The following is a 14,982-nucleotide window of genomic DNA, read 5'->3' on the forward strand; positions in this document are numbered from 1 at the left end:
CGTAATTTTTTGTATTGTTTATTTACAACACTGACTTATTCAGCGACTGCTTTTTCAGCAATAAGATTACGACCTAACTGCATCATGTGAACCTGATCAGGGCCATCTGCCAGCTTGATAGTACGCGCATAAGCGTACATGGCAGACAATACGAAATCTTGGCTTGTACCTGCAGCGCCGTGCATCTGAATGGCATGGTCGATAACGTTACAGGCCATAGTAGGTGCAACTATCTTGATAGCAGCGATAAGGTCGCGCGATACTTTGTTGCCATAGCGATCCATCTTATCAGCCGCTTTCAACGTAAGCAGACGCGCCTGTTCAATATCACAGTGCATCTGCGCAATGCTTTCTCTAACCGATTGCTGTTTTGACAACGGTTTGCCAAACGCCACTCGGCTTTCAACTCGTTCACAGGCCATATCGAGCGCGCGCTGTGCACAGCCAATAAGGCGCATACAATGGTGAATACGGCCCGGGCCTAAGCGCCCTTGCGCGATTTCAAAACCACGCCCTTCACCAAGCAGTAAGTTTTCTGCCGGTACACGTACGTTTTCAAACAAGACTTCAGCATGACCAATAGGCTCGTCGTAATAGCCCATTGCTGCCATTGGGCGAACAATAGTTACACCCTTGGTGTCCATAGGAACTAAGATTTGAGACTGCTGCTGGTGACGAGGCGCATCGAAATCAGTTTTGCCCATTACCACCATAATTTTACAGTTTTCATTCATAGCACCGCTGGTGTACCACTTACGGCCGTTGATAACGTATTCATCGCCATCGCGCTTAATGGAAGTTTCGATGTTTGTCGCGTCACTTGATGCCACTGCAGGCTCTGTCATAGCAAAGGCTGAGCGTATTTCCCCGTTTAAGAGAGGCTCTAACCACTGCTTTTTCTGACTCTCGTTACCGTATTTCGCAAGCACTTCCATATTGCCGGTATCTGGCGCACTACAGTTGAAGATTTCAGAGCTAAACAAAACTCTGCCCATTTCTTCACAAAGTGGTGCATACTCTGCGTTAGTCAAGCCCGCGCCATATGGCTTATATTCTTCAGGTAAAAACAAATTCCAAAGGCCCGCTTCTTTTGCACGCTTTTTCAATGTATGCATCATTTCAGGCGTTTTCCAACGGCCTTCGCCATTGTTGGCAGAGCCATTTTCTACGGCGTGAATGTATTCCTTTTCGATTGGATACACTTCTTCTTTCATAAACGCTTTTAGTTTTTCTAAAAGTGCTTGGGTCTTTTCATTATATTCAAAGTTCATAACTGCCCCATTTAGCTGTAGGTAATGGCGTGTAACCTGTCAATCACATCCAGGTGAGGTACGCTGTTGAAGTTATTAAGGTGAACGCCTCGCGCATTGGCAAAGCATTGAGAAAAACTGGCATTTCGGATCTGCAAATTCATATTTACAACGGTGGCCGCATCGTAGCCAAGAATATGTTTAAGCATCATGGCAATTGCGCCGCCCGAGCTCACAACAAGTACGCGCTTCGCATCTATACTTTGAAGGTGCGTGAGCATACTGTGAACTCTATCTTCGAACTGACCCCATGTTTCATCAAGGAGTTCATGCGCCAATTCGTCTTGCGACCAGGCAAGCATTGCTTTTTTTAGCAATCGGTAATATTCAGAAGGCGATGCACCTTCAGGTACTTTTGCTTCTGGGTAGCGTGTTAAATAGGCGGTAGCCACTGCCTGAAAATTGAATTCATTCAGGGCGCTATTCACCGTAACTTCAGGTAGCGTATAGTCTTCAGTAGCAATACCCGAGGCAATACCGTCTTTGGTTTCGTGATGCCTTACCATGTCGCCAGAGAAAACTGCATCAAATTCAACATTGCGATGCTTGAAATAGTCACCAAGCCAAATGGCCTGTTGCCCACCCAGTTCACTAAGTTTGTCATAGTTCGCTTTGCCAAAAGACGCTTGACCATGTCGCACTAAATAGATGTCTGTCATACCGCTGCCTGATGTTATTAATATGTTAACTTTCAACCAACATACTAAGGAAAACAGCGATATAAGTTTAATTGATATTTTGAATGAGTATGCATCATGTGAAACTATTCACTGCCAAATATCCGTTCGCTTTTTGCACGTTACGAACAAAATTTGACATGATAGCTTCAAATGCGTGCAATATATGTTCATTAGATTGTATAGTGAAAAAGCACTACACGACGTCATAGGGAAGTTGGCGTATTTAAAATGTAAAGGACTGTACGCATTTGGACGCGACCTTGTCGTGATTAATTTTGTTTAAAGCCCCCCGCTTTTGAAAAATAAAAAGAACCAAAATGAAGTCACTTACACACGCTTTGTCTTGTAATAGCTTAAGCATATCTACACCACAAAACGCCATTACGCGTTGCCTGTGTAGTTCGCCGTTTATTGCCTCTATTGTTTCGTCGACACTTGCTTTGGCTCCCCACGCTCACGCCGATGAGAATGCTCTATCTACTCCGCATAACAAAAAGGCGCTGGAACACATTGTTGTACAGGCGCAAAAGACCAGTCAAAACTTGCAAGATGTGCCCGTTGCGGTCACTGCGCTTTCAGGTCAAGACCTAGTTGAAACAGTTAGCCGAGATGTGTTTGACCTGCAAAACTACGTACCTGCCTTTGGCGCGTTTCAAAATCAAAGCGTAACAAATTCAGGGTTTTCAATACGCGGCATTGGCACGTCTTCACAAAACTTCGGCTTCGAGTCTTCGGTGGGTTTATACGTAGATGGTGTGTACCGTGCACGACAAAACGCGTTAATAAACGACTTAGTCGATATTGAATCCATAGAAGTGTTGCGTGGGCCACAGGGCACACTATTCGGAAAGAATACCGCCGCTGGCGCAATGACGTTAACTACGGTCGCACCTTCACACGACGAACGCGACGGCTTTGCCGAAGCCATCATCGGCAATGATAACTTGGTTCGTTTAAGCGCTGGCTCGTCGTTTTCGCTAATCGACGATGTACTCGCCATGCGAGTATCTGGCTTTAGTTCTCACAGTGACGGTTTCATTACCGACGAGCGCAGCGGACAAACCCTAAATAACCGTAACCGTTCTGCGATAAAAGCACAGTTGCTTTACACTCCAACAGATGAAATTAGCGTGCGACTTATTGCTGATTACGGCGAGCTAGACGAACGATGCTGCGGCGCACTTACTTTTCAAAACAACATTCAGGCTAATGACATAGCGGGTAAATTCGGCACTGATGCGCTGCTGCTACAACCGCCGTTTAATGCAACTATTTACGGGCGCGATAACTTTTATGACTATAAAACCTCGCTGTCGCAAACTCCCCTTTCAAAAATGAAAGACAAAGGACTATCAGTTCAAGTAGATGTGGCTTTAAACAAAGCATGGGATTTTGTGAGCATAAGCGCGTACCGCGCGTTTGACAGCTTAGATACGGTAGATACCGACTTTTCTGATGCGGACCTTCTTACTGCCACTAACGACGCCAAGCAGCAGTCGTTTTCTCAAGAAATTAGATTACATTACACCAGTGAAGATGTGCGCGGTTTAATAGGTGTTTACTATTACAGCCAAAACTTAGATCTAACCTTTGATACTACCACGCAAGATGATTTTAGTGCGTTCTTTAATGCCGCCGCGCCCGATCTGCTGCCTTTGGCTAACGCCATCAACGAGCTATCTGCAGTTACATCAGGCTTTATTGCGCCTGCTGCAGCACCCGCGCCGTCCGGTACTGCTTTCGCGCACAGCGCCTATCAAGAGCAAGATAGTATTGCTTTATTCTCTCAGCTGGATTGGCTGTTAAACAGTGATTTCACCTTAACAACGGGCTTACGCTATACCCGCGAAGAAAAGTCGATTGTCGGAGCCTACGATGAGCAAGGGCCTGGTATTGACGGACTAACTCAAGACCCAGCGCAATGGCCTAATGTAGGTCGTGCTGTATTTGGGTTACAAAACATCGCTGCTGCGTTAGCGGCGGGACAAGCCCCTACAGCACAGTCCCTTAACGCTATAGCACCATTTCAACAAGCGGGCTGGGGATATTTTTTCTTGGGATCTGCAGCGGTTATGCCGCGCCCTGACTTAAACGAAGAGCTTGATGATTCACAGTTAACCGGCACGGTAAAACTGGCTTATCACCCTAATGACAACACGCTAACCTACGCTAGTTTTGCGACTGGTTACAAAGCCGGCGGTACGAATACCGACAGAATCTTACCTTCGCTTAGCCCGCTTTTTGATGCTGAAAAATCGCGAAGTGCTGAAATAGGTATAAAACACGACTTTGAAGAATACGGCGTGCGCGTAAATGCTGCGGCGCACTATACACAAATTAGCGACTTTCAGGCGACGACCTTTACCGGAACGGGATTCAACCTGCAAAATGCGGGCGATATCATAGTAAAAGGCATAGAGCTTGAAGCCACATGGCTAATGACAGAAAGCACCGAATTACATGCAGTTGCGTCGCGCACATTGGCGAATTTTGATGAGTTTAAACGCGGTACCTGTTGGGTAGCATACACGTGGCACACGGGCATTGACGACCCGGGCCGTGTGGAGCCAAACGACCCGTTCTGTTCAAGAGACGGAGACCGCGTAGGCTTCGAGCCTCAGAACTCACTATCTCTTATGCTGAATCACTATTTCGAAGTTGGGAATTATCCTGCCTCCGCCAGTATTGACTACCAATACACGGGCGACGTATTTCTTGATGATGCGAACGATCCGTACAAACACGCTGACGACTTTTCATTATTTAACGTTCGCGTCAGTTTCACTATCCCACAATGGGATAGCGAAATTATTGCGTGGTCGCGCAACGTTTTCGATGAAGAGTACGTTGCACGAAGTGGCTTTGATGTACCTGTACAAACCGGAAAGATCATGGCCTACCCAGGCGCACCTAGAAGCTTTGGCGTTACCTTCAGAAAGTCTTTCTAACGCTTTAAATGCGTAGGTTTGGTATGAAACACCGCATGGCACTGAGCAATAACAGACAGCGCTATATGCTCTGGTAGCTCACCACCAATGTCGAAACCAGCGGGGCTTGCAAAATACTGAGTAAAGTTGGTATCGCCAAGCCCGGCTAAATCCATAATTTCCTGCTTACGGTGCAGTGGCCCGAGCATTGCCGTATAGGTTAACGATTGCTTGCTTAGCACCTGCAGCGCCTTTGCATCAATTTCACGGTGATGGGACATAAGCACTGCTGCTTGAACGTTATGTTCGCCCATGTGAAGACGTAAGCCTTCAGTAGACGGGTCTTCAATCAAGTAATTTACCTCGGGAAAATGTTCAAGTCTTGCTTGTGCAGGCCTTGGATCCCAAAGGCTGACTAAATAGCCCTGCAAACTAGCAAGCTTAGTCATAAAGGTAGCGTCGTACCCACCTCCAACAACAAGTAGGTGGATAGGCGGCAGCATCAAAACCGACAACATGCGCTTGCCATCAACGGTGTCTAGCACAGCTTTTCTACGTTTAGCAGAATGGTCTTCCAATTCCGTGCAATCACCCAAAGTACCGTCTACAGCGCAGCGCCACTCACACGCTTTTCCGTTTGATAAGCTTTTGCTAACCACATCCAACGATAAATACTGGTTACTCTCGTTAACTGGTACGAGTGCCAAGTGCACCACACCGCCGCATCCAACACCTAGCTTAAACGCGATGTCTTCTTCATCTTCGTCATCGTAAACCGCGGTACGACTTACCCCGTCTGTCATTACTCGCTGGGCTTTTTTAACGATGTCACTTTCTAAGCAGCCACCGCTTAATATACCTAACTGATGCCCAGCGTCACTAAACAACATCATGGCGCCTGCTTTTCGATAGCATGAGCCTTCGGTTTTAAAAATAAAACCTAACACCCACTTATGCTTGTTTTTAAATGGAAGCCACTGGGCCAACAAATGGTTAACGTGATTACTCATAACTACCTCTACACCCGTTTAACCTGCTTATTGCTGTGATGCTGCTTGGGCAATAAATGCGGCCAATGTTGCTGGCTCTTGTGCCCCGGCTACGCCCTGATTACCAATGACAAAAGTAGGTACACTCTGAATACCACGCTGCATCCAAAGGGCTTCTTCCTCGCGCACTGCTTGCGCGTATTTTTCACTCTTAAGCGCTTGTTCAGCTTCAGACTTATCAAGGCCAACCGTTTGTGCCAACGCTACTAGAACACCTAGATCATTAATGTTTTTACCGTCTGTGAAGTAGGCATTAAATAAGGCCAGCTTCATTTCTTCTTCAAGGCCGTTTTCTGCAGCAAAGTGAATAAGCTGATGGGCCTTAAACGTGTTCTGCATGCGAGAGTCGTCAGTAAAGTTAAACGAAAAGCCTAATTGCTCGCCCGCTTCTACTAACCGCGCTCTGTTCTGCGCGCTTTGCTGTTCACTAATGCCGTACTTTTCCATTATGTGCTCGCGAAGGTTTTGCCCTTCTTCTGGCATATTGGGGTTTAGCTCGAACGGGTGAAACTTAATATCCACTTCAATGTTATCAAGGGTTTTAATGGCTTCTTGCAAACGCTGGTACCCAACAATACACCATGGACATACTACGTCAGAAACCATATTAACTGTTACAATCTGCATACCGCTCGCACTTTGTACACCTTGCTCACTTGCTGCCATGATAGGCCTCGCTTTATTGAATTTATGAAGATATAAGGGCTTAGATAAGGTTACAAAAAGAAACTTCAACCCCAAACTTCGATTATTTCGTCGCAGTTACATCAGTTTCTGCTGTGACTTTTGTTGTCGTGCCCATTGTGGTGCTGTAAAGCGTGGAAAGCTTTTCAAGGGCTGAGTGTGCCCATATTTCATAGCCTTTAGTGGAGGGATGAAAGCCATCTTCTGCCATCAAACCACTTTGCTGAATATCCGTCATAGTTCCGCCCACATTAAGTGCACTAACATATAATATGTCTGCGTTAGCCCGGGCTGTTACGCTATCAGCCAAAGCTTGGTTTAGTAACCACGCGCGGTAACCTAATAGTGCACGCAAAGGTTGCGGAAGCGCAGGAAAGCAATGAATTGGCGGTAGCGCAGTAAACAATATTGTTTCGCCCCCAAATTTATCTGACAGTAGCGTACTAATAGCATCGATGTTTTGTCGCCACCGTTTCAACGGTACAAATTTGGTCACGTCGTTAACACCAACAGAGACGAGCACCGACGAAAAGTGCTCGGCAGGCATTTCATGAAGAAGCTTGAGCACATCTTCACTTTTAAAACCTGTTTTAGCATTCAACGTCACTCGCGTTGGCCCATGCTTAACAAGGTTTGAGTACAGCAGACCTGTGAGTGCCCCCATTTGCGTCGTTGCACCAACACCAGCGGCAGCAGAATCGCCTATAACCAAAACGTTATTAGTTAATAGCAATTTACTATCGGCTGAGGTTAATACCCGCTCGCCGTCGGGCTCTGGCAGTACAGCGGTCTTCTTCCTCACCCACAATGCTTGAAACAAAATGACTGGAAGAAATAAAACAATTATCAGGTTTAACACCAAAACCTTGAAGTAGATCAAATCAGCCTCCTAAGCAATCCATTAAGCTTTAACCATCGAATTGAATTCGCGCCTAGTTATCTACATATAAGTGCAGAGCCAATATGACAATAATTGCCGTACAACAACGCCCCGTATCAACCATTACCAAATATGCGTTGAATGCTCCTCGCTATACCTCTTACCCTACTGCACTTAAATTTGAACCGCTACAAGATGACATACTTCCACAAGCACTTGCAGTGTCAAAAGCGCCGGCAGTAAGTCTCTACGTGCACATTCCATTTTGCAAAACGCTGTGCTACTACTGTGGCTGCAATAAAATGGTGACGCGTCACAATGAAAAAGCGGACGAATATTTAGATTACATAGAAAAAGAAATCCTGTCTAAGCGTTATTTAACTGACGGCAGGCGTGCAGTTTCTCTGCACTTGGGTGGCGGTTCACCCAGTTTTTTGAGCGAGACTCAGCATACTTATTTAATGTACCTGCTTAAGAAACACTTTACCTTTGAAGCAGGTGCTGAACTGTCAATTGAGTTAGATCCCAGAAATATCGATAAACACTATCTTCAAAACTTAAAATGTCTCGGCTACACACGCATTAGCTTTGGTTTACAAGATACTGATTACAATGTTCAGAAAACCATAAATCGCATACAAAGCACGTCTCACATTGCCGATTTAGTATTCGAGGCTCGGTCGCTGGGTTTCGACTCAGTTAACTTAGATCTAATTTATGGTTTACCAAATCAGTCAATTGAAACGTTCTCATCAACCATCGCCGCGACAAAAGCCATGATGCCAGATCGTATTTCGCTTTTTAGCTATGCACACCTTCCCGAGAGGTTCGCAGCGCAGCGTAAATTTGCTGAAGAAACACTGCCAAGTAGTGAAGAAAAAGCGGCGCTTTACAAGCTTGCCGTTAACAGCTTTACAAACATAGGTTATGAAATGATTGGTCTTGATCATTTTGCCTTAAGCAAAGACTCACTGGCTATTGCGAAAAATAAAGGCGAGCTTCACCGCAACTTTCAAGGGTATACCTTACGTGGCGACACCGACCTTATAGGGTTCGGCGTATCAGCCATTAGCACGGTAGGTAATGCCTTTGCGCAAAATGCTAAGGAGCTAAAAGAATATTACAGTCGGTTAGACAACCACCTGCCCAATGCTAAGGTTGGGCTGTCATTAAGTGTCGACGACCTTATTCGCAGAGACGTGATTTCTAGCTTAATGTGCAATTTAGCGGTAGACAAGCAAGCAATTGCCGACAAGCACCACATCATTTTTGATGAATACTTTGCTTCAGCCTTAAACAACCTTGAAGAACTTAAAGAAGACGGGCTTATCGAAACGACATCTCGGTATATTCGAGTGCCAGAGTCTGCTCGCATTTACATTCGGGCTATTTGTGCGCGTTTCGACGCTTATTTGAACGCAAGTGAAATACTCAGTAGCTACTCCAAAGCCATTTAAACCTAGGGCAATTTAAACCGCGCAATCACTTGCATCCCTACATCAAGCTTAAGACGCGATAGAGAGATACAGCTAATGCTGGCATAAAGGGTTTGGTTACTGCCTAGTACATCAAGTTTTAACAACACTTTCGCGCTGTTTACGGTCGCTAGCTTTTTAGAAGTTAACTTTGTATCTGCGAGTTTTGTATCGGCGTTATTTTCAGGCTCGTTCAGGGGACTGAGTGGATTCACCACGGGTTCGATGCTAGATATAACACATGGCAGCGCATTTAAAATACTGATTGTGCTGGCATTGCCAAAGTCAGTAATATTGGTATCGATACTTACATCACAAGCTTTAACTGCAAAACGAACAGAAACTTGCTCACCGCTTTGCTGAGGCAAATAGGACACTGATTCTGCAGTGACGAATATCTCTTGCCCCGCTACCTCAACGCGCTCAATTCCGTTTTCCGACTGGCACTGCTCATTGCCTTGTAAGGTTAGAACATTTTGATCTTGTTGCGTTTGGCTACCGTGTTTGTAGCTGACAACGGCGCTTTGTGACTGGTTGCTGTCGTGTGCTCCGCTTTGCGCAGTAACTTTAAATCCCTCAAGTACGCTAGACGGTGTCGCAAATCCTTCTTTTTCGAATACTTGAGTCAACACATCGCGCGTTTTTCCACAAAGCTCGGTACGGCCTTGGTCAATAAAAACCAACTCATCGCTGAACAAGGCAAGGTCATCTAAATCGTGAGAGATTACAAGGCAGGTGAGCTTCCCCGACACACACAAATTGTTCAAAAACTGGTAAATTTTGCGACGGGTGAAGATATCAATTGCGCTTAACGATTCATCTAGCAATAACACATCTGGCCCATTGACCAACGCCCGTGCCATCGCGACCCGCTGCGCTTCTCCGCCAGAAAGCGCCTGAACAGGCTTATCGATTAAATGTTCGCAATAACAGCCGCGCAAACACGCATCGATAGACATTGCATTAGGGCTTGCGTGACGCTGCGCAAGGGCTAAATTACCGCGCACATCGGTATGGGGAAATAGCATGGGCTGCTGAAAAACGATGCCGACCTTTTGAGAGGTCCACGGCGTTTGCACACTTGCGCTTTTTTCTACGCCAGCTAGGGCGCGAAACAAGCTGCTTTTTCCCGCACCTGATGGACCGGTAACCCCAATGAATCGGCTTTGTGGCTGCAATGAGATTTGTGCGTTAATGCGATTTGGTAGTAGCGCAGATATTTGCATGTTAACGCGCCTCATCACTTTGTGTGATACCGTTAAAGCGATAGAGCGCCGCGAGCATTACGAATGAAAAAATCAAAAGGGCCAACGCAAGGTTGTGTGCACTGTTATATTCCAACGCTTCTACCTGTTCATATAGCGCGATAGACAGCACCTGAGTTTCTCCAGGAATATTGCCACCTATCATTAATACTACGCCAAACTCGCCTATGGTATGTGCAAAGCTTAAGCCTAATGCTACCACTATGGGCGCTTTGCTTAAAGGCAGCACTATTTTTATAAACGCTTCAAAAGCCGAAAACCCCAGCGTTTTTGCTACATCTAAATAACGGTTATCCAATTGTGAAAAGCCGCTGTACAAAGGCTGCAGAGCAAATGGTAGGGAGTAGATGACAGACCCCAACACCAAACCTTCAAAGCTAAATACTAAATTGCTCCCGGTTAGGCTTTGCCATCCCTGCCCCAACGCACTTTGCGGCGAAAAAGCAATAAGCAAATAAAAACCCAGCACAGTTGGCGGTAACACCAAAGGCAACGCGAGTATCGACATAACCAAAGGCTTAGCTTTGCTCTGCCAGTTCGCTAAAAACCACGCTAGCGGCAATGCGATTAACAACAGCAAACCACTGGTTATAAAGGCCAGTTTTAAGGTGAGTAATATGGCTTCAAGTGTCGATGCCCCGAAGAATTCTGTGAGCATACTTAGTTACCTACGCCCGATGCAATGGTAGGTTCATAGCCCCATTCAATTAAGCTGTGCTGCACCCCTTGCGACATTAAATACTGTACGAACAGGCTGGGTGATGACACTCCATTAGCGTCACTCAAACGAAATGCTCTGGTTGGCTCAACGTTGTCGTTGTGAATAGGCTCATCAACTGGCGCTGCCGCATTTTTAATTGGAAGTGGTTCGAACAGATTCGGAGATAATGTAGCTACCGTTTTACTATTAACCACCAACGACTGAATGATGGGTTGATACAAGGTTTCAGGTACTGGGACGATAACCGTAACAGCATCGGCGCTTTTGGTATTCACAACACTGTTAAAATTAGAAGGCAAATTAGAGGATAAGTCTGCGGGCAAATCTAAGGCCAATGAGTACGCAATGAACGCCCCTTTCACGCTGCCGGTGGTATAAAACTGCAAGGTTTGTAGCACGTTTTTACCCATCACTCTGTGAGGTAAAAACTGTTGCCATAAGGATAAGTTTTGCAACGTCTGTTGCGCAGCATCACCATAGGGGGCCAGTTTAGGATTTGCGATAGCTACCTTGTTTTGTGGATTTTCCATTAATTGAACAAGCTGCTTCGACAAGCAATCGGCAAGCTGAACGTTTATTTGTGCAGTGGTGTCTCCAGTAGATGAGCGCGCGATTTGCTCGCAATTCCTTTTACCGGATGTTTCATGTGATGCCTCACTTGATAAGTCGCCAGCATAGACAAACGCAAGCTTGCCTTTAGCGTAATCCACCAGATTGCCGTGGTGAACTACGTTGTTATCAACCAACGCTTGCGGCCTAGCGCGATCTGCAGATAGAAAAACGTCGAAGCTAGCACCATGTTGAATTTGCGCATACAAAGTACCGCTAGAGGATATCGTTACCGCGACTTCTATGCCGGTTAGCTCAGTAAACTGCTCGGCAATACTCTTTAGCGGTTTTGCAAAGTTTGCCGCAACAGCTACGTGAATTTTTTCGTCGCGCTCGAAATTTACTGAATGGTTTTGTTTTTCGGCACTAATAACGCTCCCTTCATTTACTTTATCATTTGCCGCTTCAAAACTACCCGCATGTGCTGCAGAGCTGGAAAAAAACGTAACATCTGGGACTACACTTGCACTTGCACTTGCACTTGCACTTGCGCTAACACTTACCAAAATAAGCATGGCCAAGTTAACAAAGCTTGAAAGTCGCATTGCTAAAGAACAAACCATTACTTTTTGCGCATCCACTTAAGTGCCGCTTTATCGTCAGATGCTTTCGCCGCAACCCATTCAGATTTATCGCCTTTAAATTCTTTTTTCCAAAGCGGTACCGACTGTTTAAGCATGTCCATTAAGTAGCAGGCAGCGTCAAACGCCGCCTGGCGGTGGGGAGCGGCGGCACCTACCCATACAATTTGCTCGTTGTTGTGTATGCGCCCTACTCTGTGCAGTGCGCCAGCACTGTTAAGTGAAAAGCGTTCGCTCGCTTGTTCAACCAGAAGCATTAATGCTTTTTCAGTCATGCCCGGGTAATGCTCTAATTCGATGCCGTCTATGTCGCCAGCGTTATTAAAATCTCGCACTAGCCCAGTAAAAGTAACAATCGCGCCGGTGTTGCCGCAGGCCTTCTCATCTGCCGACTGTTTTAGCCTAGCGTAAAGCTCTCCTTGGTCGAAATCTTCAACTTGAACTAGCGCGAACATAGCTAGCCCCCTGTCACAGGTGGAAATAGCGCCAGCTCATCACCGTCGCTAAGTACTGTTTGGAGATCGCAAAGCTCTTGATTACAGGCAGTAAGCACACTGCCCTCTAGTGCTAATGCCCACTTGTCACTACGTGTTTTAAGCTGCGATATTACGGTCTCAATAGTGCTGTTCTCGCTTATATGAAGCGCGATATTGTCCTCTCCCGTAATCTCTCGGGTTTGTGCGAATGTTTTTACCGTTACCTGCATGCTTTGCCTGTTATCTACGTTGTTAAGGTTGTTTTGTGCGCGCTAATTAATCTTGCCAAGCCTCTGAAATGGGTTGAGCCTAAAGTGCGTTGCTTTTTGAATGCTTGTTCGCTTTATACACGTTACTTTTTTAGCTCACTGGCCTTTAATTGAACTAGGTGTCGGACTGCCAATGGCCTGTCTTACCGCCTTTTTTCTCCAGTACCCGTACCCCTTCCATGTGCATGCCAGGGTCGATGGCTTTGCACATATCAAACAAGGTTAACAGCGCCACATTTACACCCGTGAGCGCTTCCATTTCAACGCCGGTTTTACCGCTTAGCTTGCAATAGCAGGTGGCTTGAATTCGATTTTGGTCGGCCTGAATGTCGAAGTTTATATCCACCTTTGACAGTGCCAATGGGTGACAAAGAGGAATAAGATCGGCGCAGCGTTTCGCCCCTTGAATACCCGCTACACGGGCAACAGCAAATACATCACCTTTTGCAATTTTTGATTCAGAGATTTGGCGAATAACGTCTTCGCTTACGTATAAAAAACCTTCTGCTGTGGCTTCTCGCTTGGTAACGTCTTTGTCGCTAACGTCGACCATATTGGCTTCACCGCCAGCGTTTAAATGGCTAAAGGTGCTCATGCTTCCACCAAATGCTTCACAAAGTTACACGGTCTAAAGTCGGCATCAAGTTGGCTAGAAATAATCTTTTCCCACGCTGTGCGACACGCCCCTGTAGACCCTGGTAAGCAGAAAATAACCGTATTATTAGCAAAGCCCGCAACCGCGCGAGACTGAATGGTTGATGTTCCAATCTCTTCATAGCTAATTTGACGAAATAGCTCGCCAAAGCCGTCGACTTCTTTGTCGAACAATACACTGATGGCCTCTGGCGTTGAGTCACGGTGGGTAAAACCTGTACCACCGGTAATTAATACAGCGTGAATGTTTTTATCGGCAATCCATTTCGACACCACGGCGCGCTGCTGATAAATATCGTCTTTCACCAAATCGCGATCGTAAAGGTTATGGCCAACCGAGGTAAGCGCCTCTTTCAAGTAGTCTCCCGACTTGTCGTTTTCGAGGGTGCGCGTATCTGAAATAGTGAGTACGGCAATATTAAGGGGTTGGCTGACAACTGACATATGAAATCCTAATTTGATATGCGACATTTTGGCGGTTTTTGATAAAGTACCAGCCAAAATACTATTTGGTAATCACTTTATAAGGGTGCATGCCATGAATTCAACAACTAAGTTGGCATAAACTATGTCTAAAAGCCTAACTCATCAGCAGGCTATGCGTTATAACCGCCATATCGTGCTTCCAAAAGTGGATCTAGACGGTCAAGAAGCGCTGCTAAACGCCAATATTTGTATCATTGGTATTGGCGGGCTTGGCACCGCGGCTGCTACTAACCTTTGCGCCAGTGGCGTGGGCTCTCTTACACTTATCGACCACGACACAGTTGAGGCCACCAACCTGCCAAGGCAAACCTTGTTTAGCGAACAAGATGTAGGCACAAATAAAGTAGAGGCGGCTAAAGCGCGGCTTAGTGAAATAAACAGCGACTGCGACATTACCGTAATAGCAGAACCGTTTTCGGCGCCCAGCTCTACTCAGCTTTCACCAGTATTAAAACAAGCCATAGAGCGTGCTGACGTTGTGCTAGATTGCACCGACAATACAAACTCGCGAGATTTAATAAACCTACTGTGTTTTAAACTAAATACCCCGCTAGTATCGGGCGCGGCCATTCGCTTTGAAGGCCAGCTTTTCGTCGCTATACCCGGTGAGAGCCGTTGCTATGCATGCTTACGGACGCTATTTGAATCGCCCGATTTAAGCTGTGTAGAGGCAGGTATATTCTCGCCAGTGGTGAATATTGTTGGTACTTATCAAGCGATGCTAGCTATGCAAGTATTGATGGATTTCGATAGTATTCCTAAAAACACGTTAATGACGTTTGATGCTCTGTCGCACGAGTGGCGAAACTGGAAGCTACCTAAAGGCGTAGATTGCGAGCTATGTGCTTGTTAAGTTTATGTGCATTTGCGGCATGAATTCTAAAAACGTGATTAAAAACAACAGACTAAAACAAAG

General features: G+C 45.9%; 15 protein-coding genes. 3 read left to right on the forward strand and 12 right to left on the reverse strand.

Annotated features, from left to right (window positions below; genetic code table 11):
- Window positions 1–35 precede the first annotated feature (35 nt).
- Window positions 36–1,271: an acyl-CoA dehydrogenase family protein gene (locus MASE_RS10725; RefSeq protein ID WP_014949762.1), complete on the reverse strand. Its 1,236-nt coding sequence runs from the start codon at window positions 1,269–1,271 to the stop codon at window positions 36–38.
- Window positions 1,272–1,282: 11 nt separating this feature from the next.
- Window positions 1,283–1,969, reverse strand: coding sequence for a histidine phosphatase family protein (locus MASE_RS10730; RefSeq protein WP_014949763.1), 687 nt, complete (start codon window positions 1,967–1,969; stop codon window positions 1,283–1,285).
- 338 nt (window positions 1,970–2,307) lie between these two features.
- Between MASE_RS10730 and MASE_RS10735 the strand changes: the two genes are divergently transcribed.
- Window positions 2,308–4,938: a TonB-dependent receptor gene (locus MASE_RS10735; RefSeq protein ID WP_014949764.1), complete on the forward strand. Its 2,631-nt coding sequence runs from the start codon at window positions 2,308–2,310 to the stop codon at window positions 4,936–4,938.
- On the opposite strand, the gene MASE_RS10740 is transcribed toward MASE_RS10735, so the two are convergent.
- The 3 genes from MASE_RS10740 to MASE_RS10750 form a co-directional block, all read right to left on the reverse strand.
- Window positions 4,935–5,927: an XdhC family protein gene (locus MASE_RS10740; protein ID WP_014949765.1), complete on the reverse strand. Its 993-nt coding sequence runs from the start codon at window positions 5,925–5,927 to the stop codon at window positions 4,935–4,937. The two genes, MASE_RS10735 and MASE_RS10740, sit on opposite strands and share 4 nt — an antisense overlap.
- A 27-nt stretch (window positions 5,928–5,954) precedes the next feature.
- Window positions 5,955–6,632, reverse strand: a complete 678-nt coding sequence (locus MASE_RS10745; protein WP_014949766.1) for a DsbA family oxidoreductase — start codon at window positions 6,630–6,632, stop codon at window positions 5,955–5,957.
- Between the two features lie 82 nt (window positions 6,633–6,714).
- Complete coding sequence (locus MASE_RS10750) at window positions 6,715–7,452, reverse strand: SGNH/GDSL hydrolase family protein (RefSeq protein ID WP_232362754.1); 738 nt, start codon at window positions 7,450–7,452, stop codon at window positions 6,715–6,717.
- A gap of 161 nt (window positions 7,453–7,613) precedes the next feature.
- On the opposite strand from MASE_RS10750, the gene hemN reads away from it, so the two are divergent.
- Entirely contained in the window at window positions 7,614–8,987 is a 1,374-nt protein-coding gene (gene hemN / locus MASE_RS10755) for an oxygen-independent coproporphyrinogen III oxidase (protein WP_014949768.1), read from the forward strand.
- A gap of 2 nt (window positions 8,988–8,989) precedes the next feature.
- On the opposite strand, the gene MASE_RS10760 is transcribed toward hemN, so the two are convergent.
- The 7 genes from MASE_RS10760 to moaB all read right to left on the reverse strand — a co-directional run bounded on the left by MASE_RS10760 (window position 8,990) and on the right by moaB (window position 14,024).
- Window positions 8,990–10,231 carry an ATP-binding cassette domain-containing protein gene (locus tag MASE_RS10760; protein ID WP_014949769.1) on the reverse strand — a complete coding sequence of 414 codons (1,242 nt, stop codon included), beginning with the start codon at window positions 10,229–10,231 and terminating at the stop codon, window positions 8,990–8,992.
- 1 nt (window position 10,232) lies between these two features.
- The gene (gene modB / locus MASE_RS10765; RefSeq protein ID WP_014949770.1) at window positions 10,233–10,928 is read right to left on the reverse strand and encodes a molybdate ABC transporter permease subunit; all 696 of its coding nucleotides are present in this window, start codon (window positions 10,926–10,928) and stop codon (window positions 10,233–10,235) included.
- Between the two features lie 2 nt (window positions 10,929–10,930).
- Window positions 10,931–12,181, reverse strand: coding sequence for a molybdate ABC transporter substrate-binding protein (gene modA, locus MASE_RS10770; RefSeq protein ID WP_014949771.1), 1,251 nt, complete (start codon window positions 12,179–12,181; stop codon window positions 10,931–10,933).
- Window positions 12,163–12,636, reverse strand: a complete 474-nt coding sequence (locus MASE_RS10775) for a molybdenum cofactor biosynthesis protein MoaE (RefSeq protein ID WP_014949772.1) — start codon at window positions 12,634–12,636, stop codon at window positions 12,163–12,165. Before MASE_RS10775 ends, modA begins: the two co-directional genes overlap by 19 nt.
- Window positions 12,637–12,638: 2 nt before the next feature.
- A complete protein-coding gene (locus MASE_RS10780) occupies window positions 12,639–12,887 on the reverse strand; it encodes a MoaD/ThiS family protein (protein WP_014949773.1) in 249 nt (82 codons plus the stop codon).
- A 154-nt stretch (window positions 12,888–13,041) separates the two neighbouring features.
- Window positions 13,042–13,521, reverse strand: coding sequence for a cyclic pyranopterin monophosphate synthase MoaC (gene moaC, locus MASE_RS10785; RefSeq protein ID WP_014949774.1), 480 nt, complete (start codon window positions 13,519–13,521; stop codon window positions 13,042–13,044).
- Entirely contained in the window at window positions 13,518–14,024 is a 507-nt protein-coding gene (gene moaB / locus MASE_RS10790; RefSeq protein WP_014949775.1) for a molybdenum cofactor biosynthesis protein B, read from the reverse strand. The genes moaC and moaB overlap by 4 nt, the downstream gene beginning before the upstream one ends.
- Before the next feature lie 124 nt (window positions 14,025–14,148).
- On the opposite strand from moaB, the gene MASE_RS10795 reads away from it, so the two are divergent.
- Complete coding sequence (locus tag MASE_RS10795; protein WP_014949776.1) at window positions 14,149–14,919, forward strand: HesA/MoeB/ThiF family protein; 771 nt, start codon at window positions 14,149–14,151, stop codon at window positions 14,917–14,919.
- The last annotated feature ends 63 nt before the right edge of the window (window positions 14,920–14,982 follow it).

Source organism: Alteromonas macleodii ATCC 27126, assembly GCF_000172635.2.
Classification (GTDB): Bacteria; Pseudomonadota; Gammaproteobacteria; order Enterobacterales; family Alteromonadaceae; genus Alteromonas; species Alteromonas macleodii.

Coding starts and splice junctions, on each gene's coding strand:
- MASE_RS10735 (WP_014949764.1), top strand. CDS start 2,308: ATGAAGTCACTTACACACGCTTTGTCTTGTAATAGCTTAAGCATATCT.
- moaB (WP_014949775.1), bottom strand. CDS start 14,024: ATGTCAGTTGTCAGCCAACCCCTTAATATTGCCGTACTCACTATTTCA.
- MASE_RS10730 (WP_014949763.1), bottom strand. CDS start 1,969: ATGACAGACATCTATTTAGTGCGACATGGTCAAGCGTCTTTTGGCAAA.
- modB (WP_014949770.1), bottom strand. CDS start 10,928: ATGCTCACAGAATTCTTCGGGGCATCGACACTTGAAGCCATATTACTC.
- MASE_RS10740 (WP_014949765.1), bottom strand. CDS start 5,927: ATGAGTAATCACGTTAACCATTTGTTGGCCCAGTGGCTTCCATTTAAA.
- MASE_RS10745 (WP_014949766.1), bottom strand. CDS start 6,632: ATGGCAGCAAGTGAGCAAGGTGTACAAAGTGCGAGCGGTATGCAGATT.
- MASE_RS10725 (WP_014949762.1), bottom strand. CDS start 1,271: ATGAACTTTGAATATAATGAAAAGACCCAAGCACTTTTAGAAAAACTA.
- MASE_RS10760 (WP_014949769.1), bottom strand. CDS start 10,231: ATGCAAATATCTGCGCTACTACCAAATCGCATTAACGCACAAATCTCA.
- MASE_RS10775 (WP_014949772.1), bottom strand. CDS start 12,636: ATGTTCGCGCTAGTTCAAGTTGAAGATTTCGACCAAGGAGAGCTTTAC.
- MASE_RS10780 (WP_014949773.1), bottom strand. CDS start 12,887: ATGCAGGTAACGGTAAAAACATTCGCACAAACCCGAGAGATTACGGGA.
- hemN (WP_014949768.1), top strand. CDS start 7,614: ATGACAATAATTGCCGTACAACAACGCCCCGTATCAACCATTACCAAA.
- moaC (WP_014949774.1), bottom strand. CDS start 13,521: ATGAGCACCTTTAGCCATTTAAACGCTGGCGGTGAAGCCAATATGGTC.
- MASE_RS10795 (WP_014949776.1), top strand. CDS start 14,149: ATGTCTAAAAGCCTAACTCATCAGCAGGCTATGCGTTATAACCGCCAT.